Annotated in this window: 18 protein-coding genes and 2 pseudogenes; 5 read left to right on the forward strand and 15 right to left on the reverse strand. The window is 59.0% G+C overall.

Annotated features, from left to right (window positions below; all coding sequences use genetic code 11):
- Positions 1-3: 3 nt before the first annotated feature.
- Positions 4-1350 (reverse strand): sigma-54-dependent response regulator transcription factor AlgB, encoded by a 1347-nt coding sequence (gene algB / locus AACY52_RS24060; protein ID WP_339419169.1) that lies wholly within the window; start codon positions 1348-1350, stop codon positions 4-6.
- Positions 1351-1728: 378 nt separating this feature from the next.
- On the opposite strand from algB, the gene AACY52_RS24065 reads away from it, so the two are divergent.
- The 5 genes from AACY52_RS24065 (at position 1729) to AACY52_RS24085 (ending at position 6138) form a co-directional block, all read left to right on the forward strand.
- The gene (locus tag AACY52_RS24065) at positions 1729-2013 is read left to right on the forward strand and encodes a hypothetical protein (protein ID WP_339419167.1); all 285 of its coding nucleotides are present in this window, start codon (positions 1729-1731) and stop codon (positions 2011-2013) included.
- An 80-nt stretch (positions 2014-2093) separates the two neighbouring features.
- Positions 2094-2258, forward strand: coding sequence for a DUF1328 domain-containing protein (locus AACY52_RS24070; protein ID WP_084378456.1), 165 nt, complete (start codon positions 2094-2096; stop codon positions 2256-2258).
- Between the two features lie 2 nt (positions 2259-2260).
- Positions 2261-2728 (forward strand): inhibitor of vertebrate lysozyme family protein, encoded by a 468-nt coding sequence (locus tag AACY52_RS24075; RefSeq protein ID WP_339419162.1) that lies wholly within the window; start codon positions 2261-2263, stop codon positions 2726-2728.
- A gap of 750 nt (positions 2729-3478) precedes the next feature.
- Entirely contained in the window at positions 3479-4810 is a 1332-nt protein-coding gene (gene gltP / locus AACY52_RS24080; protein ID WP_339419160.1) for a glutamate/aspartate:proton symporter GltP, read from the forward strand.
- 98 nt (positions 4811-4908) lie between these two features.
- The gene (locus AACY52_RS24085) at positions 4909-6138 is read left to right on the forward strand and encodes a nucleoside recognition domain-containing protein (protein WP_339438463.1); all 1230 of its coding nucleotides are present in this window, start codon (positions 4909-4911) and stop codon (positions 6136-6138) included.
- Between the two features lie 24 nt (positions 6139-6162).
- Here AACY52_RS24085 and AACY52_RS24090 read toward each other — a convergent pair whose 3' ends face one another.
- The 14 genes and pseudogenes from AACY52_RS24090 to AACY52_RS24155 all read right to left on the reverse strand — a co-directional run bounded on the left by AACY52_RS24090 (position 6163) and on the right by AACY52_RS24155 (position 19150).
- Entirely contained in the window at positions 6163-6774 is a 612-nt protein-coding gene (locus AACY52_RS24090; protein WP_339419158.1) for an ABC-type transport auxiliary lipoprotein family protein, read from the reverse strand.
- Positions 6771-7241: pseudogene (locus AACY52_RS24095) on the reverse strand (MCE family protein); the annotation flags it as partial. The gene AACY52_RS24090 and the pseudogene AACY52_RS24095, both read right to left, overlap by 4 nt.
- Position 7242: 1 nt before the next feature.
- A pseudogene (locus AACY52_RS24100) lies at positions 7243-8340 on the reverse strand (MlaE family lipid ABC transporter permease subunit); the annotation flags it as partial.
- 54 nt (positions 8341-8394) lie between these two features.
- A complete protein-coding gene (locus AACY52_RS24105; RefSeq protein ID WP_339419153.1) occupies positions 8395-9426 on the reverse strand; it encodes a DUF5924 family protein in 1032 nt (343 codons plus the stop codon).
- 72 nt (positions 9427-9498) lie between these two features.
- Positions 9499-10881 (reverse strand): pitrilysin family protein, encoded by a 1383-nt coding sequence (locus AACY52_RS24110; RefSeq protein ID WP_339560850.1) that lies wholly within the window; start codon positions 10879-10881, stop codon positions 9499-9501.
- Positions 10882-10938: 57 nt separating this feature from the next.
- Positions 10939-12597 (reverse strand): Na/Pi cotransporter family protein, encoded by a 1659-nt coding sequence (locus AACY52_RS24115; protein WP_339560851.1) that lies wholly within the window; start codon positions 12595-12597, stop codon positions 10939-10941.
- Between the two features lie 211 nt (positions 12598-12808).
- Positions 12809-13576 (reverse strand): TerC family protein, encoded by a 768-nt coding sequence (locus tag AACY52_RS24120; protein ID WP_049710720.1) that lies wholly within the window; start codon positions 13574-13576, stop codon positions 12809-12811.
- Positions 13577-13644: 68 nt separating this feature from the next.
- A complete protein-coding gene (locus AACY52_RS24125) occupies positions 13645-14952 on the reverse strand; it encodes a CitMHS family transporter (RefSeq protein ID WP_339419150.1) in 1308 nt (435 codons plus the stop codon).
- Positions 14953-15328: 376 nt separating this feature from the next.
- A complete protein-coding gene (locus AACY52_RS24130) occupies positions 15329-17290 on the reverse strand; it encodes a DUF4105 domain-containing protein (RefSeq protein ID WP_339436874.1) in 1962 nt (653 codons plus the stop codon).
- On the reverse strand, positions 17287-17607 hold the full coding sequence (locus tag AACY52_RS24135; RefSeq protein ID WP_339419146.1) for a DUF2388 domain-containing protein: 321 nt from the start codon (positions 17605-17607) through the stop codon (positions 17287-17289). The genes AACY52_RS24130 and AACY52_RS24135 overlap by 4 nt, the downstream gene beginning before the upstream one ends.
- 39 nt (positions 17608-17646) lie before the next feature.
- On the reverse strand, positions 17647-17955 hold the full coding sequence (locus AACY52_RS24140) for a DUF2388 domain-containing protein (protein WP_339560852.1): 309 nt from the start codon (positions 17953-17955) through the stop codon (positions 17647-17649).
- Positions 17956-18035: 80 nt separating this feature from the next.
- Entirely contained in the window at positions 18036-18356 is a 321-nt protein-coding gene (locus AACY52_RS24145; protein WP_339419142.1) for a DUF2388 domain-containing protein, read from the reverse strand.
- A gap of 136 nt (positions 18357-18492) precedes the next feature.
- Positions 18493-18615, reverse strand: coding sequence for a DUF1127 domain-containing protein (locus tag AACY52_RS24150; RefSeq protein ID WP_370468048.1), 123 nt, complete (start codon positions 18613-18615; stop codon positions 18493-18495).
- A gap of 322 nt (positions 18616-18937) precedes the next feature.
- On the reverse strand, positions 18938-19150 hold the full coding sequence (locus AACY52_RS24155; protein WP_049710714.1) for a DUF1127 domain-containing protein: 213 nt from the start codon (positions 19148-19150) through the stop codon (positions 18938-18940).
- Positions 19151-19443 lie beyond the last annotated feature (293 nt).

Genomic DNA, 19443 nt, shown 5'->3' on the forward strand with positions numbered 1-19443 from the left:
AGCTCACAGGTTGTACTGTTTACGTTTGCGGTACAGGGTCGACGCGTCGATACCCAGGGTGCGAGCCGCCTGGTCCAGGGTGTCGCTGGTCGCGAGGACGGCGCCGATGTGTGCCTTCTCCAGCTCGTCGAGGCTCAGCGCCGCACCGATACGCGGCGCATTGTTGGTCGGCTGCTCAGACATCCCGAGGTGGCTGATTTCGACCTTATCCTGGGGACAAATGATGCTGGCGCGTTCCACTACGTTGCGCAGCTCACGGATATTCCCCGGCCAGCGATAGTTGAGCAGCGCTTCGCGCGCTTCATCGCTGAAGCCGCGTGCAGGTCGGGCGTATTCCTTGACGAAGCGCGCCAGGAAACGGTCGGCCAGGGTCAGGATGTCTTCACTTCGCTCGCGCAGCGGCGGCAGGTGCAAGGTGATCACGTTGAGGCGATAGAGCAAGTCCTCTCGGAAGCGGCCGTCGCGCACCATGTCTTCCAGATTCAGGTTGGTGGCCGCGAGGATACGTACATCGGCACGACGGGTGACAGGGTCGCCCACACGCTCGTATTCCTTGTCTTGGATGAATCGTAGCAATTTAGGTTGCAACGTGAGTGGAAAGTCGCCGATCTCGTCGAGAAACAGCGTGCCGCCATCTGCTTGGTTGACGCGGCCCAAGGTGCTTTCACTGGCACCGGTAAAGGCCCCACGGCTATGACCGAACAACTCACTTTCCATCAGCTCTGCGGTCAGCGATGGGCAGTTAATGGTCACACAGGATTTCTTTGAGCGCTTGCTCCAGCCGTGAATGGCTCGCGCCAGCTCACCTTTACCGGTACCGGATTCACCCAGGATCAAGATGTTGGCATCTGTCCCGGCCACCTGGCGTGCGGTTTCCAGTACCACCATCATCGACGGGCTGTGGGAGTCGAGGCCATCTTTCGGTTGGCGCACTTCGCCTTCGAGGGCCTCGAGGCGCGCAGAGAGTTGACGCACTTCCAGTTGCTTGGCGGTGGCGAGGCGCAGTTGGTCGGGGCTGCAAGGCTTCACCAAGTAGTCGGCGGCGCCAGCCTGGATGGCATCAACAGCGGTGTCGACCGCCGAATGGGCGGTCACAATCACCACGCGCATCCAGGGCGCCTGGATCCGCATCTGGGCCAATACATCCAGGCCATTGTCTTCGCCCAGGCGCAAGTCCAGGAAGCACAGGTCGAACACCTGGCGCTGCATCAAGGTATCGGCCTGGGCAGCGCTGTTCGCGGTAGCCACTGTGTAGCCTTCATCTTCCAGGCAATAGCGGAAGGTGCGGAGGATCGCGGATTCGTCATCCACTAAAAGAATGCGGCCTTGAAGTTCCTTGGCTGATTCCATCTGTCCCGCGCTCCCTAAAAGTATGAATGATGGTGTTTAGTCCCGGAATAATCGGGCAAGTTGCATGGTTTATTCTGATTGATAAATGGCGACGTCGTGCAGGTATCTGCAACCCTGTCTAAAAAGCGCCGTCTGATGGCGTTTTCAAGCCGTCTTGCCACTTCGGCAACACACCTTGCGCTTTCTATCCCTTGATCCGACCGCTGGCCATCGTGCATTTCGCACGGCGCCAAGTAGGGGATCGTGCAGGATGCTGGGTTCATGGTGATCTATTAATAGATAACCTATTGATTTTGTTGATATTTATTTTGTAAAAAAACTGGCATGCGCTCTGCAATATCCCTCTCACGAATAATCAAAATGTGGGAGAACAGCAGCATGACTCGCCAAAGCCTTAGCCAATTGCGTGTATCGCCACTGCGCTTGCAGCAAGGGCTGTTTGCCAGCTTGGCGCTGATTGTCACGTTGATTGGTGTTCAGCAGTTGCAACATTGGCAGCAGAGTCAGCAGCAGGTTCCTCAGTTTGAGCGTCCGGCCATGACCCAGACCCATTTCCGTTCCGTTGGCAGCGTTGCTCCCAGCGCAACAGCCCCGCAATTGCGGATGGTTGACCAGGCGTCTTCCCTGAGTGAACTGCCATCCCAAGAGCGTTGGGTGTTCTAGGCAACACAAAGGCTACTCGTGTTGAGTGGCTGTACGGCACCACAGCTGTTACCTCTTAAAGAACGATAAGGAGAATCACCATGTTGAGTTGGGCAATCACATTTCTGATCATCGCCATTGTGGCTGCAGTCTTGGGCTTCGGTGGCATCGCGGGCACCGCGACGGGTATCGCAAAAATCCTGTTTGTGGTCTTCCTGGTGATGTTCATCGTTTCTTTCTTCTTTGGTCGTCGCGGCCGAGGCTGAAAATGACCACTCTGTCCTTCAAAGCCATTACTGCCGCCCTGCTTCTGGGCGGTAGCAGCTTGGTGATGGCCGCCAATGACGGCCAATCCCGAGCCAACGAATTGCTCAGCTCGGACCCGCAATACCGTGAAACCTGGCAAGGCGTGGTGAAGAAAGAAGAGCGTCTGCCAGAATGGGTATTGAACCTGTCGGGCACGGCCGAGCAAATGAATGCCGTGGAAGAAGACGGTGATAAGTATTTGGTTGGGCCGCTCTGCGAAACCGCTGACACGTGCCTGAACAAGCGCTTGATCGTTGCCTTCAGCTTCGACAAGGAAGATGCCTACGCCATGTTGGTTGAGGTCCCGGCCGGCCTGCCGGCGGACAAATCGCCCACGCGGCATGCCGACTACCGTTTTATCGGCAAGCCGGACGAAGGTATGCAGAAGCTCCTGATGGAGCAATTGAAGAAAGATCCGAATTGGTACTAGGTTCCGCCTGACGCGATGTCGTCTGCGGAGCTGGCGTCCACTGAAAGAAGCGCCTCGCTTCTTTCTGTCTGCACAGCACGCCAAGTGCTGTGCATGACCAAGGGGCCGGGTTGTGCTGATCAATCGCGATCGGCGTGACCTACGGGTACAGGGAGTGCCTGCGAAAGGGCCGGGTCAGGCGAAAGGCTGCGACGCAGGTTCACAAGCTTATGGCTTGCTGAATTTGCGGCGCGCTTATGACGTAAATGCTTTGCCTCTTTGCCCCTCTCCATATACCTGCCTATGCCTTCCATAGTCGCAAATTTCCGTTCTGCTCGATCCCAACCATTTCTTAGTGTGTCGGCTCGACCATCTATCGAGAAAATTAGTGTGGGCCTTTAAGGTATTTCTGACACTAAACAGCGGAATTCCCAAGTATTTATGGCAATGCTCGCGACACGTGCTGAATCTCTGCGCGAGCCGGGTTTGGCAGGTTCACGGCATGTTTGTCGGACAAAATGTCACATTTGAACTGACCGTTCGGACAGTTATTATGAAAAAAGACCATGCCGATTCGGCATAGGGTAGGCGTTTACGGCATTAGACGTCGCTCCCTTGCATGGGAATAGTTGCGCCTTTTTTCGCCTGCCAGTAAGCCATTTCGGCCACGCTGCGGTGACCTTCCATGGAGGCAGATGCACACACTTTTTCGCCCTCGGGCGTTGCAGCTGGCGCGTTTGCCTTAAGTTCACTTGAAGTAAGGGTAATGACATGAAGAAGGCAAAGCTAAGCCTCGCCTGGCAGATCCTCATCGGTTTGGTGCTGGGGATCGCAATCGGTGCTGTGCTCAACCATTTCAGCGCTGAAAAGGCCTGGTGGATCAGCAATGTGTTGCAGCCAGCGGGCGATATCTTTATCCGTCTGATCAAGATGATCGTGATCCCGATTGTGATCTCCTCGCTGATCGTCGGCATTGCCGGTGTCGGTGACGCGAAAAAACTCGGGCGTATCGGCGTCAAAACCATCCTTTACTTCGAAATCGTCACCACCATCGCCATCGTGGTTGGCCTGCTGCTGGCCAACCTGTTCCACCCGGGTGCTGGCATCGACATGAGTACCCTGGGTACCGTGGATATCTCCAAGTACCAGGCGACTGCCGCCGAGGTGCAGCATGAGCATGCGTTCATCGAGACCATCCTCAACCTGATCCCATCGAACATCTTCGCCGCCGTGGCCCGTGGCGAAATGTTGCCGATCATCTTCTTCTCCGTGCTGTTTGGCCTGGGCTTGTCGAGCCTCAAGCCTGAGCTGCGTGAGCCGCTGGTGACCCTGTTCCAGGGCGTGTCCGAGAGCATGTTCAAAGTTACCCACATGATCATGAAGTACGCCCCGATCGGCGTATTCGCACTGATCGCCGTGACCGTGGCCAACTTTGGCTTCGCCTCCTTACTGCCGCTGGCCAAGCTGGTGATTCTGGTTTACGTCGCCATCTTGTTCTTCGCTTTCGTGATCCTTGGCCTGATCGCCCGCCTGTTCGGCTTCTCGGTGGTCAAGCTGATGCGCATCTTCAAGGATGAGCTGGTACTGGCCTACTCCACCGCCAGCTCCGAAACCGTGCTGCCGCGCGTGATCGAGAAGATGGAAGCCTACGGCGCGCCGAAGGCTATTTGCAGCTTTGTGGTGCCGACGGGTTACTCGTTCAACCTCGACGGTTCGACCCTGTACCAGAGCATCGCGGCGATCTTCATTGCCCAGCTGTACGGCATCGACCTGTCGATCGGCCAGCAGCTGATGCTGGTGCTGACCCTCATGGTCACCTCCAAAGGTATCGCCGGCGTACCGGGCGTGTCCTTCGTGGTACTGCTGGCTACCCTGGGCAGCGTGGGCATTCCGCTGGAAGGCCTGGCGTTCATCGCCGGCGTCGACCGCATCATGGACATGGCGCGTACTGCGCTTAACGTGATCGGCAACGCCCTGGCCGTACTGGTCATCTCCCGTTGGGAAGGCATGTACGACGATGCCAAGGGCGAGCGTTACTGGAACTCCCTGCCGCACTGGCGCAGCAAGCAAGCGCTGCCGGTCGGCCAAGCCACGCGCAGCTGATAGCACGACGGCTCTTAAACAAACCCCGGAAAATTCCGGGGTTTGTCGTTTCTGCCAGCCCCGTTATCATTCGCCCCATTCTTTGGGGGGTTCAACTGATGCTCAATGGCCTGTGGCTTGGCTTCTTTGTCGTGGCAATGGTGTCAGCACTGGCGCAATGGCTGATTGGCGGTAATGCCGGGATTTTTGCGGCAATGGTCGAAAGCATTTTCGCCATGGCCAAACTGTCGGTGGAAGTGATGGTGCTGCTGTTCGGCACCCTGACGCTGTGGCTGGGCTTTTTGCGCATCGCCGAAAAAGCCGGGATCGTCGAGTGGCTGGCCAAGGCGCTGGGCCCGTTGTTTCGCCGCCTGATGCCTGAAGTGCCCGCCGGCCACCCCGCCATTGGCTTGATCACCCTCAATTTTGCAGCTAACGGCCTGGGCCTGGATAACGCGGCAACGCCCATCGGCTTGAAAGCGATGAAGGCATTGCAGGAACTCAACCCCATCCCCAATACGGCGAGTAACGCGCAGATCCTGTTCCTGGTGCTAAACGCGTCTTCGCTGACGCTGTTGCCGGTGACCATCTTCATGTACCGCGCGCAGCAAGGTGCTGCGGACCCGACGCTGGTGTTTTTGCCGATCCTGCTGGCGACCAGTGCGTCTACATTGGTGGGTCTGTTGTCAGTGGCGATCATACAGCGCCTGCGTCTGTGGGATCCGGTGGTGCTGGCCTATTTGATTCCGGGTGCATTGGTGCTGGGCGGTTTCATGGCGTTGCTGGCGACGCTGTCCGCCACCGCATTGGCTGGCTTGTCGTCGATCCTTGGCAACCTCACGCTGTTCGGCCTGATCATGCTGTTCCTAGTGATCGGCGCGCTGCGTAAGGTGAAGGTGTATGAGGCGTTCGTCGAAGGCGCCAAAGAAGGCTTCGATGTGGCCAAGAATCTGCTGCCGTACCTGGTGGCGATGCTGTGTGCCGTCGGCGTGCTGCGAGCATCCGGCGCGCTGGAGTTTGGTCTGGAAGGTATTCGCCACGTCGTGGCCTGGACCGGCATGGATACGCGGTTTGTGGATGCCTTGCCGACTGCCATGGTCAAGCCGTTCTCCGGCAGTGCCGCGCGGGCGATGCTGATCGAGACTATGCAAACCCAGGGCGTAGACAGCTTCCCGGCATTGGTGGCGGCGGCGATTCAGGGCAGTACCGAGACCACCTTTTACGTGTTGGCGGTTTATTTTGGTTCGGTGGGGATCCAGCGGGCGCGGCATGCGGTGGGATGTGCGTTGCTGGCGGAGTTTGCCGGCGTCGTGGCGGCGATTGCGGTGTGCTACTGGTTTTTTGGCTGAGGCTTAAACCCCTTTCGCAGGCCCTCAGCGTTTCGGTGCATTATTGCCCTGCGCAACCACCCAATCCACCACCTGCTTAGTCAGCTGATCCCCTGCCTGCCCAAACCCAGCCACCACGGCCGGCACTTTGGTGTCATTCACCGGCTGCCTCACCTCAAATCGTCGACTGGCAATTATCCGCTGATCGCTCCCCCGCACCAGCCGCGCATCCAGACGTATCACCACCTCCACCGCCCCGCCCCGGTACTCACTCTGGAATGCCTGCAATTGCCCGCCCAGCTCATAGTCGGCCTGCAGATTGGTTTCGTCGGTGCTCAATAACGTTACCCGCCCATCGCGCTGAAACCCGTCCAGCAGGCGATTACGCAACAGCACCGGCGTCGGATCGCTCCAGCGCGAGTTCGCATAACTGCTGATCAGGTCGCCATTGGGCACCACGGCAATGCGCGGGCTGTCGAGAAATTCGCTGGTCTGCGGCTTGGTCACGCGCAGCGACCAGGCTACCGGGGTGCCCTGTGTGGTGGTCTGGGCCGAGGTCAGGCGATACACATCCGAAGGGTCGGCCTTGGGCAAAATCGAGCACGCGCTCACGAGCGCCAGGGCCACAGGGGCGATCATTTGGTAAGCACGCTTCATGGCGTGAACTCCTTGTTTTTGTCGCTGCCCAGCAGGTAGCCGCTGGGGTTGGCTTCCAAGCGGCGAGAGATGGCGCGCAGTGAGCCGAGGGTTTCGCGCAGTTCGCGCACGGCCGGTGCCAGTTCATTGAGGCCTTGCATGCCGCTGTTTACCGAACTCTTGTTGTCTGTCAGCAAGGTGTTGATGGTGGCGGTGCTCTGTTCAAGAGACTTCATGGCCTGCTCGGCGCTGCCAAAGGCTTGTTTGCCTTGATCGTTGAGCACGCCGTTGGCGTTGCGCATCAGCACTGTGGTTTGCTCCAGGGCGGCAGAGGCCTGCTTGCTCACTTGCATCAGTTGCTGCATCACCACCTTGATGTCGCCACGCTGGTCGGCAATCGACCCCGTGGTTTTTTCCAAGTGGTCCAATGTGTTGCTCAGGCGCTCGACATTCTGCGCGGAGAACATGTCGTTGGCGTTGTGCAGCAGCCACCACGAAAATCGATTGCACCACGCTGGAGGTGGTGTGAGCGCCGACCGATTCGGCACTGCCACTGACCTTGAAGCCTTCCAGGCAACCAATGGCGGCAATCAAGAAGGCGAAGATCGGTGCTTTCACCATGCCCACCAGGAAATGCTGCACACCAATGTCCGATTGCAGCAGCGAGAGAAACATCGCCGGCGATATATCCAACGCCACGGCGCAGACCACGCCGCCACCGACAATCCCGGAGAGCATTGCCAGAAAGGTCAGCATTGGCAATGACACCAGCAACGCCAGCACGCGCGGCAATACCAACAGTTCCATCGGGTCGAGGCCCAGCGTGCGGATGGCGTCAATTTCTTCATTGGCCTTCATTGAGCCGATTTGCGCGGTAAAGGCACTGGCTGTGCGGCCGGCGATCAAGATGGCGGTAAGCAACACGCCGAACTCGCGTAGGAAAGAGAACGCCACCAGGTCCACGGTAAAAATCGTCGCGCCAAAGCTCTTGAGCACCGTGGCGCCCAGGAACGCTACGACGGCGCCGACCAGAAAGGTCAGCAAGGCCACAATGGGCGCAGCGTCGAGGCCGGTTTGTTCGATGTGCGCGACCATCGGTGTGATGCGCCAGCGCTTGGGGCGGAAAATACCGCGAGCGAAGGTTTCGAGAATCAGGCCGATAAAGCCCAGCAGTTTTTTGCTGTCCTGCCAGACGGTGTCCACCGCCCGGCCGATGCGCGCCAGCAGCTGGATGCCGGTGGCTTCTTCCGGTGCTTTCTGCGGCACGCAAAAATCGTTCAGGGAGCGGTAGACGGTCTTCAACAGCGCGCGGTCGGCGGCTGACAGGCTGCAATCGGTCTGCTCGGCGGATTGCTCGATACGGGTCGGCCCCAGCAACTCCACCAGCAGCGAGGCGCCCGCGGTATCCAGCGCGCCGAGGCCATTGAGGTCGATGCGCGCGCCGGCATCGTATTGGCCGTCGAGCTTGTCCGACAGCTTCTTCAGGCTGGCATAGTGGGCAAGCGTCCAGTCCCCCGTAATCCTCAGCTGTGGCGGGGTGGTGGACGTATCGAGGTGGGCTGCGCCGGCGGTCGTACGGGTGGTCATAAGCTCCGAGCTTGTTTGGCTATCCACAATTCCTACGTAATAGCACGATACGTCCTACTTTGGATTGTCCGCTTGTGCTGTGTCGGTGACGTTGAAACGCAGTACGCCGATCACCTGCCCGTCTTCTGTCAAAACCTGCACTTGCCAGCGGCCTACCGAGTCGCCTGGGAAGTTCTGTTTATGGGTCCAGGCGCGATAGCCCTCTTTGCGTCCGCCATGGATATCCAAGGCGATGCGGTCGACCTCTTTACCGTTGAACTTCCACACGTGGTAGATCCGTTCATCCAGCCCGCGTGGGGCGTTGATCGCGGTGTAGGCGTACAGCCCGCTGCTTCGCAGCTGCGCGGCGTTGACTTCCTTGAGGTCGTCGCCTGGCGTGCGGTCTTGCAGTTGGGTACTGATGGCGACTTCAGTCATCCACAACGTGGCTGGCGGTACCCAGCTGCGTAGGAACCATCCGGCGCAGCCTATGGCAGCGGTGACCCCGAGCAGCATCGCCCAGCCTTTGACGCTGCGTAGCGGCAGGCTTACCGCCAGGCTTGGAATCGACAGCGCCATCGCGACGCCGAGGGCCAGCTTGTAACTCTCGGCGGTGGTCAAGTGCAGGATGATCGGCAGTGCAGTGAGCAGAGCGGCGAATAGGGTGAAGGTGTGCAGCGCGAGGAACAGTGAACGTTTGGGCGCCAGCCATTTGTAATACAGCGGGTCAACAATCGACACCAGTGCCGCCGCACCGAGCAAGCCGGTAAAAATCGACTGGCCGCTGTTCCATGCTGTGGTGATAAAAAAGAACGGCAGCACAAAAAACAGACTTTCCTGGTGGATCATCTGTGTCGCGTAACGCAACAGGGGTTCGGGGATTTCGCGCTTGAAGACTTTGGTGAACAGCTGGGTAAAACTGTTTTCCAACATCAGCCACAGCCAGCTCACCAGCATGATCACGGCGATCCAACTCGCCATGCCTTGCTGGCGATCCACCAGGATGAAGCTGCACACACCCGAGATAAAACCGCCGAGTGCAATCACCCCTGGGTAGCGCTTCATCAGCTCAAGGATGCGGGTGATTATGCGGGTCAGGTTTAGCATTCGGCGGTTCGCAGTCTTTGTAGGGAAAAATCCGAGACAGAATAGCGTCTTAGCCCGTCGTCCGGTGCCCCATTACGCGATCCGTTTGCGATAAACCCGCACGCCAATCAACACAATGGCGATCAGCCCGAGTACACCGGCGCCGATCCAACTGAGTGCGTCATAGCTCAGCAGCGGTTTCTCGATGCGCCAGTAGCCTGGCTGCTTGAGCACTTGGCGCATGGCTTGGTTGGTCTGGTCCAGGCTCACCGCCTTGATGCGCTTGACCGGGTCGCTGAAGCGGCCTTTGTTGTAATCGCCAGATGCACTCCAGTAGTAGTCGGCCAACGCGCTGTTGCCTTGCACGGCCCACGCCTGGCGCGCGATGGCAGCTTGTTGCAAGCGCGCGAATACCGCAGGGTCGAGGCCGTCCTTGAGCAGTTGCGCCTTGAGGTCCTGGAGTACCTGTTCGGCTTCGGGGAGGTTTTCCCGCTCAAGGTCGGCGTTCAGGCTGAGGAAGCCTACGCCGCCGAGTACTTCGCGCTCGCTCCAGGGGCCGTAGGACAAGCCGTGCTTGAGGCGCAGTTGGCGGTACAGCGCCCAGTCGAGGTAGTCCTTGAGCAAGTCGTAGGTTTCGTCATGCTGGTCGTCCAGCACCGGCTCGGGAAACAGCCAGTGCAGCTTGGCGCTGTCGCCCACCCAGCCGTGAATCAATTCGCGATGGCTGGCGGCGGCGTGCTGGATGTCGGGCAGCGCGGGGTGTTCAGTCGGCTCGACCGGGTCGAGTTGGCCATAGGTGCGTTCCAGATAAGCCGGTAGCAGTTTGTCGAGGTCGCCGACGATGATCAGCGTCATGTTGTTGGGCGCGTACCAGTTTTTGCGCAGCTTCTCTAATTGGTCGCGGGTCAGGTGATTGACCTCCGCACGTTCAGCACACTTGAGGCCAAGTTCAACGGCCAATTGATTACTGGCAGTGTGGCCCAGGTCCTGGCGGTCCAGCAGGCGTTGCAGGTGTGAATAGTGGCCGCCGTCTTCGCGCTCGACCACGTGTTTGGCGGCGTTGATGTTGGCGTCGGTCAGTTCCGTACGGGTGATGATCGCCAGCAGCAGGTCGAGCACCTTGCGCTGGTTTTGCGCGGGCGCTTCGATCACAAAGGTGGTGTCGGCATTGCTGGTGTAGGCGTTCCACTCGCCGCCCAGTGCCTGCATGCGGTCTTCCAGGTCACCTTCGCCGCCGCCGTCGATGCCGCTGAACAGCAAGTGCTCCAGCAAGTGCGGCAGCTCTTTGTCCTCGCAACTGAAGTCATCCAGCCCTACGCCCACCACCAGGCGAATCGCCACGTGCCCGCGCTCGGTGCCCGGTTTGAGCAGCAATTGCAGGCCGTTGGGCAAGGTGTAGCCCTCGACTTGCAGGCGGTCAAAGGCAAAGGCGTGGGCACAGCTCATGAACAGGCAAGCGAATAACAGGCGACGCATAACAAGCTTCCTGGCGAGTGAGGTCAGCTTTAACTGACTTCACGGGCCATCATCCGTTCAGGGCGAGTGTGTGATGTCGGCAATATCTTCGGCGGAGAGCGCGCCGGTGTCGGACGTTTCCAACACTACATAAGCACTGCTGCAAAACAACGAGTTCAAGCGTTTCATGTCGGCAATCAGTTCCAGATGCAGGGAACTGGTCTCCAGGCTCTGTACGATTTTGTGCTGAAGGCGGCTGACGTGGGCGTGGGCCAGACGGCGTTCCTGGGCGCGGAAACGGCGCTTCTCGCGCAGCAATTGGCGAGCGCTTTCCGGGTCCCCGCTGAGGAATACCGACAAGCCGAGGCGCAGGTTGGCGATCAGTTGGCCGTGCAGGCCGGTCAGTTCTTCCAGGCCCACTTCAGAGAATTGGCGGCGCTGGGAGGTTTTCTGCTGCTGGACTTTGCGTAGCATGCGTTCGATCAAGTCGCCGGCCAGTTTCAGGTTGATCGACAACTCAATGATCTCGGCCCAACGACGGCTGTCCTGTTCGCTGAGGTCTTCGCGGGGCATTTGCGCCAGGTAGAGTTTGATCGCGCTGTAGAGCGCTTCGACATCGTCGCTGAGGCTGCGCATTTCCTGGGTGATAGCGGTCTGTTTGCCGCGCAGTACTTCTTGCATCGAGGTCAGCATGTTGTCGATCAAGTCGCCCAGGCGCAGGGTTTCCCGGGCGGCGTTGGCCAGGGCCAGACTGGGCGTCGCGAGGGCGGTTGGGTCGAGGTGGCGTGGCTTGGCCTTGCCGTTGGCCTCCTGTCGTTCCGGAAGCAACCAGGCGCACAGCCGCGCCATCGGTCCGATGGTGGGCAACAGGATCAGGCAACGACTGACGTTGTAGAGCAGATGGAAGGTGATGACCATGCCTTGGGCGCTGTAGTCCAGGCCATCCATCCAAAGCACCAGTGGGTCGAGTACCGGGATGATCAGCAGCAGGCCGATCAATTTGTATAGCAAGCTGCCCAGGGCCACCTGGCGGCCGGCGGCGTTTTGCATGCTGGTGCTGAGGAAGGCCAGCACGCCGCTGCCGATGTTGGCGCCGATCACCAGGCCGATGGCCACGTGCAGGCCGATCACGCCGGCGCCGGCCAGGGTGGCGGTCAGTAGGACGGCGGCCAGGCTGGAGTAGGAAATCATCGCGAACAAGGCGCCGATCAGGGCGTCGAGCAGGATGTCGCCGGTTAACGAAGCGAACAGCACTTTCACGCCCTGGGCGTGGGTGATCGGCCCGGCGGCTTCGACGATCAGTTGCAGTGCGAGGATGATCAGCCCCAAACCGATCCCGACCCGGCCCAACTGCCCTGCCCGCGTCTGTTTGCGCGACAGGAAGAAAATCACCCCGAGAAAGATCAGCAGCGGTGACAGCCAAGACAAGTCAAAGGTCAGCACGCGCGCCATCAATGCTGTACCGACGTCGGCACCCAGCATGGTCGCCAGGGCGGGCATCAGGCCCATGAGGCCCTGGCCAACAAAGGAAGTCACCAGCATCGCTGTGGCGTTGCTGCTCTGCACCATGGCAGTCACCAGGATACCGGCGACAAATGCCAGCCAGCGCTTGGACATGTTCTGCCCGATGACTTGGCGCAAGTTGGAGCCGTAGACCCGCAGGATGCCGGTCCGGACGATGTGCGTGCCCCAGATAAGCAGGGTCACGGCGGAAAGCAGATTGAGCAAGGTCAGCATGCTCGGCCCCCCGTGTGGGTGTGCGCCAATCGACGCAAATGAGAATTGCCGCTGCCGTTTTACGTCTTGTAATTAAGCTGTAGTTGGCGAATGGGCTCTGCGCCAGCATCGCATAGCTAAAGTGGGGATTGAAACAAAACTGTCATGAAATCAGCTTTTTGCAGACGAGAAAAAAGGGCTCGAAAGCCCCTTTTTCAGCAGCGAGTCAGTTTTATTGACCCGGAATATCTTTGCGCAGTTTCACCGGATCCTGCTGTTTGCGCTTTTTCGCGATGGCGGTACGCATCTTGATGTTCACCGCTTCCACCGCCAGCGAGAACGCCATGGCGAAGTAGACGTAGCCTTTTGGCACGTGCACATCGAACGATTCGGCGATCAGCACGGTACCCACGACCAGCAGGAACGACAGCGCGAGCATCTTCAGTGACGGGTGCTTGTCGATGAATTCGCTGATGGTGCCGGCCGCCAGCATCATCACCAGCACTGCCACGACAATCGCCGCAACCATGACCGGCACATGGGAAACCATGCCGACTGCGGTGATCACCGAGTCCAGGGAGAACACGATGTCGATGATCGCGATCTGGATGATGGTGTAGATGAACTTGCCACCCTTGCCGCCTGGCTCTTCGTGGGTTTCGTCTTCACCTTCCAGCGCGTGGTACATCTCCTGGGAGCTTTTCCACAGTAGGAACAGGCCACCGAAGAACAGGATCAGGTCGCGACCGGAGATGCCTTGGCCGAAGACCACGAACAGGTCGTTGGTCAGTTGCATCACCCAGGTGATCGACAGCAGCAACAGAATGCGCGTGACCATGGCCAGCGCCAGGCCGAAGATCCGGGTGCGCGCCTGCATATGCTTAGGCATGCGGCTGACCAGGATCGAAATCATGATGATGTTATCGATACCCAGGACGATCTCGAGGGCCGTCAGGGTGAAGAAGGCAATCCAGATTTCCGGATTGGTCAGCCATTCCATGTGTATTCCTTTGAGCAAGTGTTAAACCGCGCAAGCTGCAGCGCCGCGCGGTGGGTGAGTCGGTACGATTATAGAGTGCTGAACAGCGGAAAAATCCCCATCAGCAATGCGGCGAACATTATGCACAGGCATACCAGCACTGCCCACTTCAGCGTGAAGCGCTGGTGATCGCCAAATTCGATACCGGCCAGGGCTACCAGCAAGTAGGTCGAAGGTACCAGCGGGCTGAGCAAGTGCACAGGCTGGCCAACAATAGACGCGCGGGCCATTTCGACGGCGGTGATGCCATAGTGGCTGGCGGCTTCGGCGAGCACTGGCAGTACGCCATAGTAGAACGCGTCGTTGGACATGAAGAAGGTGAACGGCATGCTGACCAGCGCGGTGATTACCGCCATGTACGGGCCCATCGCTTCCGGGATGACCGCCAGCAGGCTCTTGGACATGGCGTCGACCATGCCGGTACCGGAAAGAATGCCGGTGAAGATACCGGCGGCGAAGATCAGTCCCACCACCGCCAAGACGCTGCCGGCGTGGGCGGCGACGCGGTCTTTCTGCTGCTGCAGGCACGGGTAGTTGACGATCATTGCGATACTGAACGCCACCATGAACAGCACCGGCAGTGGCAACAGACCGGCGATCAGGGTGCACATCAGCGCCAGGGTGAGCGCGCCGTTGAACCAGATCAGTTTCGGCCGGCGGGCATCCGGGAATTGCGACACGCTGATTTCACTGTGGTCGATCTCGTCACCTTGCAGGTGCAGTTCACCCAAGCGCGCACGTTCGCGCTTGCCGTACATGTAGGCGATCACCAGGATCGCGACCACGCCGGCGGCCATGGCCGGGATCATCGGCACGAAAATATCCGAGGGGTCCACGTGCAGCGCACTGGCGGCACGGGCGGTTGGGCCACCCCAGGGGGTCATGTTCATCACGCCACCGGCGAGAATGATCAAGCCGGCCATGATCCGCGGGCTCATGCCGATGCGCTGGTACAGCGGTAACATGGCGGCCACGCAGATCATGTAGGTGGTGGCGCCGTCACCGTCGAGGGACACCACCAGGGCTAACACAGCGGTGCCGACGGAGACTTTGAGCGGATCACCCTTGACCATCTTGAGGATCTTGCGCACGGCCGGGTCGAACAGGCCGGAGTCGATCATCAGGGCAAAGTAGAGGATGGCAAACATCAGCATCACGCCGGTCGGCGCGAGCTTGGTAATGCCTTCGAGCATCATCGGGCCGATCTTCGGTGCGAAGCCGCCGAACAGCGCGAACAGGATTGGCACGATGATCAACGCGATCAGCGCGGACAGGCGCTTGGTCATGATCAGGAACATGAACGTGATGACCATGGCAAAGCCAAGGAAAGTCAGCATAGGAATACTCCAGGCGTAGCGCGGCTAGGGAATGGCGAACCGGTGGGGGTCAGCGCAGAACGAAAGGCACGAGGCGTACGGGTGGAGTTGGGGCGAACAGGCGGGTACGGGCGGACATCGGGAATCACCATTGTTGTTGTGTACAGCCGGTCTGTTGCCGGCAGTTGGAGGTGATCCTAGTCGCGAAAGCTTTCAGCCAGCTTTCGCTGATAAAACAGGTGATGGAGGCCAGACATACGGTTTTCAGGTTTACACAGATCAAATGTGGGAGCTGGCTTGCCTGCGATTGCATCACCTCGGTTCAACTGAACGACCGAGGTGTCTGCATCGCAGGCAAGCCAGCTCCCATATTTGAAAGGTGTCTGCCGCGAGTTTTTCAGGGCAGCTCCAAGCCGCCCGCCGCTTTATGCAATGCCCGCAAATGCTCGCCCACCTGCTTGAGGTTGGCTTCGCACGCAGCAATTTCGGCGGAGCGGGAAGGCTCCAGCAGCGCCCTCACCTCTTTATCCAATTCGCCGGTCAGCGATTGCAGTTGCTTCTGGCGCTCGGCACTTTCCGATTCCAGGCGCTTGGATTCCGACGGTTGCGGCAGGCCGTAGCCACCGCTGCCCAGCAGCTCCGCCGGGCGGCTGAGGAAGCCGCTGTTGGCGAGGATCTGTTGCAACGTGGCGTTGGCTTTCTCCATGCCACCGTTTTTCAGCTCGCGAGCGCCGAGGTAGCGTTGTTTGACCTCGTCCTGGGCCAGCATCAACTGTTTACGAAAGCTCGCCTGCTCCAGCAGCAACAACGCGGCGCTGGTGCGCAGGTCGGCCTGGCCGAACCACTGGCGACGTTCCTCTGCGCTGAGAGACAGCCAATCTTCGACCTGGGTTTGTTTGATCGGCAGGTGTTTGCGCAGCACATCGAACATCGCTTGGTAACGCTCGCGGAACGAGTCGAAGTGATAGCCCAGGCGCAGGGCCTTGCGCTTGTCGTCCAGTACAGTTGTGTCGGCCAGGCCGCGAGCGCTCAGGACCTCCAGCAAACCATTGGGGGTGATGTTATCCAGGCCGGTCAGTTGTGGGTTGGCGCTGCCGCTGCGTAACAGCTTGAGGCTTTCCACTGCGCAGTTGTTGGAAATGAAGAAGTAGTTGCCGTCGTAGCTCCAGTGCATTTCGGCGGCATGTTCGACAGTGTCGTTGATTTCCTGGCGGGTCAGTTTCAACGGTACAGAGGCCAAGCCGCGCAACTCGGTCTTGGTGTACTCGTCGATCACTTGTGCCAGCGGCAGTACAAACAGTCGCGATGGGTACTTGCCGACCAGGCCATCCCAGCTCGACAACTGTACATCACCGACAAAAGCGCGGTAGGACAACACCAGATGCTGGTCCAGGTCCAGCCGACAATCCGGCCCTCGCGGGCGCCCCGGCGCGCAAATCACCAGGCGCAGCATGCTGTGACCCCAGCGACTGACCAGGTTCTGGTTGGCCTCGGCCAGCAGGTAGTCAATTTCGTACACGCGCTCCGGGTCGACATGGCCCAGCGGTGTCTTGGCGAAGTCGTTGCCGGCGTTCAGGAATGCGTAGCTCTTGGCGCAGGTGTCTTGTTCGGGCGGGGCCCAGCCGAAGTGTTCCTTGTAATAGCGGAACAGTGAGGGGCGGCGGCAGGCGTAGCTCGGGTCAAGGAGGAAGTACTCCATATTGACGGCCACAAATTCCAGCGGGCTGGTGGTTTCGTAGATGTCCGGGCTGCGGGCGACCTGGTGATTGTTCTGCTCACGCTCGCCGCGACGGCCAACGTATTGCGGCCAGCCGGCAAGGTCCAGCAGGCGTGGGTCATCGCTGAGGGTAAAGCGTCGGCCATTCTGGCCACGGCATTGATCAGGCAGACCGATGAGGCCGGTGAGGTTGTTCTGGCGGCTGCAACGATTGATCAGCGCACGGTCTTCTTTGGACCACAGGCGCGCACGGTCATAGATGTGGGTCAGTTCATGCAGCACGGTGGCGAGCATTTCCCGGCGCACAGTGCCGTGGGGGCGATTGGTTTTTTGGGTGGCGGCGCTGCCGTCGGTGAGGCTGGCGAGCAGGTTGCCGTTGAGGTCCAGCTCGGACACCAGGGAGGCTTGGCCATAGGCGTTTTCGGGCATCTTGTCGGTCCAGCCAACATCGATGCGACGGTCCAACTGCTTGATAAAGCGCGGCGGCAAAGAGCGCATCGCTTCGTCGAGCAATGCCTGGCTGGCCTCTTGTTCAGCGGGGCTCAAGCCCTCGGTCTTGAGCCGCAGTTGCAGGCTGGCCTGGGCCGCGCTGGCACACAGCAGCACAGCCCCGGCCAGGAGCCAGGCGGCGATTCGCCTCACAGTGCGAGGATAGCTTCAGCAAGCGTCTGGTCACTGGCGTCACGGGCTTCGGGCAAGCGTGTGCGCAGGGTGTCGAAGGCGGCTTCCAATCGCGCGCCACGGATCTCGCCGTTGGTAGCCACGAAACTGGCGGCGTCATCGTGGGCTTCGCGCACCACTTTGGAATCGCGGATGGAGGTGGTGGTGTCCGAGGTGAAATCAATGGTGCGGCCAGAGGCGCGAACAATGATGTTACTGGTGGCAACCAGGGTATGCGCCTGGGCAACGTCGGCCAACAACAGCAGGCCAAGGGCGGCGGCGATCAGCGGGCTACGCATGGAATAACTCCAAATACAAAGATGGAAATACAAAGATGATTATTGGACGAGAATTGCTTGCGCCAGTTCAAGGTCGCTGGCGTTAAGTTTTGGTTCGTTACGGCGCAGGTAATCCAGCGCCGACTCCAGCCGTGCACCCCGCCATTGCCCGTATGTGGCAATAAACGCGGCAGCGTCGTCCTGGGCGGCCATTATCACTTTTTTGTCGAAGGGTGCAGAGGTCACTTTGCTGGTGGCGTACGCGCTGGCGACTGTGCTCTGAGTGGTCAGGTCAAAGGCCGAAGACAGTGGCGACCAGCCGGCGGAAAATATCAAAGGGACTATTAAAAGGCGGTATGAAAAAGCCATGGGACTCGACTACTGAAAGTGAGCGCCAAGGCTAGCGCAATGCCCAGGCGAGAGCCAGCGCCCAGGCATCCGTCCTGTCGTCAGATAGACAGGATGGCCTGGGCCAGTTGGGCGTCAGTCGCGGTGTTCAGTTGCGGAGCCTGTTGGCGAATCTGCGCCAGGGCGCTTTCCAGTTTTACCCCACGAATGGCGCCTTCGCTGGCGACAAAGCTGGCGGCGTCGTCACGAGCGGCGCGCACGACCTTATTGTCACGCAGGGACGAAGTGGCATCGGAGCTGGCGTCGGAAGTGGCCTTCAGCGCGCCGACGATGGAGTCGGTGGTCACGATGAAGCTGGTCGCATTGGCATTGGCAGCCAGGGCCAACAGGGCAGCAGCACTCAGCAGGCGAAGACGGGACATGGGGTGACTCCTGTAGATGAACGGATAAGGTGGCGCAGGGCAACCATTCTGGATCAGACGCTCGTGCTAGGCGGTTCGCCACGTATTGAGTGGATATTAAGCCGACACTTATCCGTTCGGGAAGCGCCTTGACTGCCTAGTCACGCCAGAATGGCTTGGACAGCTCAGCCATTTGGTCGCCATGGCTGATACCGAGATCCGACAGCTCCCGACCATCAAGCCGCGACAGCTGGCGTCGTTCGTAGTGCGGCGCATCCATTTAGCGAGGATGGAGGTTGTCTGGTGCAAGAGCCGCTTATAAAGAGGGGACGGCTTATCCATGGCGGTTACTTTTCATGAGGTCTGAAACACCATGTTGGGCAAGCCGTTGCGACCGGTACAGATAAACCAAGGCTAAATTGTACTGCTTAACTGGTATATTTTTTAAACTGTACCTATCGGTATGAAAGGCTTCTGTTTTCCCGTTCAAAACCACCCTCGCTGAAACAACAAAGCCCGCCTCCGGTTTCCCGGGGCGGGCTTTATTTTGAAGAATCAGTGCTGGCAGTGGACCCGGTGGGTCAGGGCCAGCGAGCGCTAAGTTAGCGCCAGAACGGCTTGCTCAGCTCTTCGTAACGTTGAGCTTCGCTGATACCTGCGTCAGCCAGCAGACGCGAATCCAGGCGAGCCAGTTGGTGACGGCTGGAGATGCGGCGCTGCCACAACATCAGGTTGGCCAGAACGCGCAGAGGCATGGCAGCTTGGTTGTTTACAGCTTTTTCAGAGAACAGATCGGAACTGAGTGTACGTTCCATGATGACATCCTTCCGCTTGTGGCGGGATTAGGTAGTGGTTTAACTGATGCCAATGATCCTCTTCCGACGCAAGACTCTCTAGATACAGTTCACTTGTATTGTGAGAGGGCAGTTAACTGTTTAAGGGTGCTGTACTGTACGAAAAAGGGGCAACTGTACCTGTCCGCACTAAATGGGTGCGAAATAGGCATTTTCAGTGAGGTGTGTGGAATATCAGGGTAGGAAATGACCAGTACAGCAGTACAGTTTTTTCATAAAATCGCAAGGAAGGTGCCGAGCTGATGAAACTGTAT

Source organism: Pseudomonas sp. EA_65y_Pfl1_P113, from assembly GCF_963970525.1.
Taxonomy (GTDB): domain Bacteria; phylum Pseudomonadota; class Gammaproteobacteria; order Pseudomonadales; family Pseudomonadaceae; genus Aquipseudomonas; species Aquipseudomonas tritici.

What these genes read in the sequence shown, in the direction of transcription:
- algB (WP_339419169.1), bottom strand. Translation starts at nt 1,350, where the DNA reads ATGGAATCAGCCAAGGAACTTCAAGGCCGCATTCTTTTAGTGGATGAC.
- AACY52_RS24065 (WP_339419167.1), top strand. Translation starts at nt 1,729, where the DNA reads ATGACTCGCCAAAGCCTTAGCCAATTGCGTGTATCGCCACTGCGCTTG.
- AACY52_RS24070 (WP_084378456.1), top strand. Translation starts at nt 2,094, where the DNA reads ATGTTGAGTTGGGCAATCACATTTCTGATCATCGCCATTGTGGCTGCA.
- AACY52_RS24075 (WP_339419162.1), top strand. Translation starts at nt 2,261, where the DNA reads ATGACCACTCTGTCCTTCAAAGCCATTACTGCCGCCCTGCTTCTGGGC.
- gltP (WP_339419160.1), top strand. Translation starts at nt 3,479, where the DNA reads ATGAAGAAGGCAAAGCTAAGCCTCGCCTGGCAGATCCTCATCGGTTTG.
- AACY52_RS24085 (WP_339438463.1), top strand. Translation starts at nt 4,909, where the DNA reads ATGCTCAATGGCCTGTGGCTTGGCTTCTTTGTCGTGGCAATGGTGTCA.
- AACY52_RS24090 (WP_339419158.1), bottom strand. Translation starts at nt 6,774, where the DNA reads ATGAAGCGTGCTTACCAAATGATCGCCCCTGTGGCCCTGGCGCTCGTG.
- AACY52_RS24105 (WP_339419153.1), bottom strand. Translation starts at nt 9,426, where the DNA reads ATGCTAAACCTGACCCGCATAATCACCCGCATCCTTGAGCTGATGAAG.
- AACY52_RS24110 (WP_339560850.1), bottom strand. Translation starts at nt 10,881, where the DNA reads ATGCGTCGCCTGTTATTCGCTTGCCTGTTCATGAGCTGTGCCCACGCC.
- AACY52_RS24115 (WP_339560851.1), bottom strand. Translation starts at nt 12,597, where the DNA reads ATGCTGACCTTGCTCAATCTGCTTTCCGCCGTGACCCTGCTTATCTGG.
- AACY52_RS24120 (WP_049710720.1), bottom strand. Translation starts at nt 13,576, where the DNA reads ATGGAATGGCTGACCAATCCGGAAATCTGGATTGCCTTCTTCACCCTG.
- AACY52_RS24125 (WP_339419150.1), bottom strand. Translation starts at nt 14,952, where the DNA reads ATGCTGACTTTCCTTGGCTTTGCCATGGTCATCACGTTCATGTTCCTG.
- AACY52_RS24135 (WP_339419146.1), bottom strand. Translation starts at nt 17,607, where the DNA reads ATGCGTAGCCCGCTGATCGCCGCCGCCCTTGGCCTGCTGTTGTTGGCC.
- AACY52_RS24140 (WP_339560852.1), bottom strand. Translation starts at nt 17,955, where the DNA reads ATGGCTTTTTCATACCGCCTTTTAATAGTCCCTTTGATATTTTCCGCC.
- AACY52_RS24145 (WP_339419142.1), bottom strand. Translation starts at nt 18,356, where the DNA reads ATGTCCCGTCTTCGCCTGCTGAGTGCTGCTGCCCTGTTGGCCCTGGCT.
- AACY52_RS24150 (WP_370468048.1), bottom strand. Translation starts at nt 18,615, where the DNA reads ATGGATGCGCCGCACTACGAACGACGCCAGCTGTCGCGGCTTGATGGT.
- AACY52_RS24155 (WP_049710714.1), bottom strand. Translation starts at nt 19,150, where the DNA reads ATGGAACGTACACTCAGTTCCGATCTGTTCTCTGAAAAAGCTGTAAAC.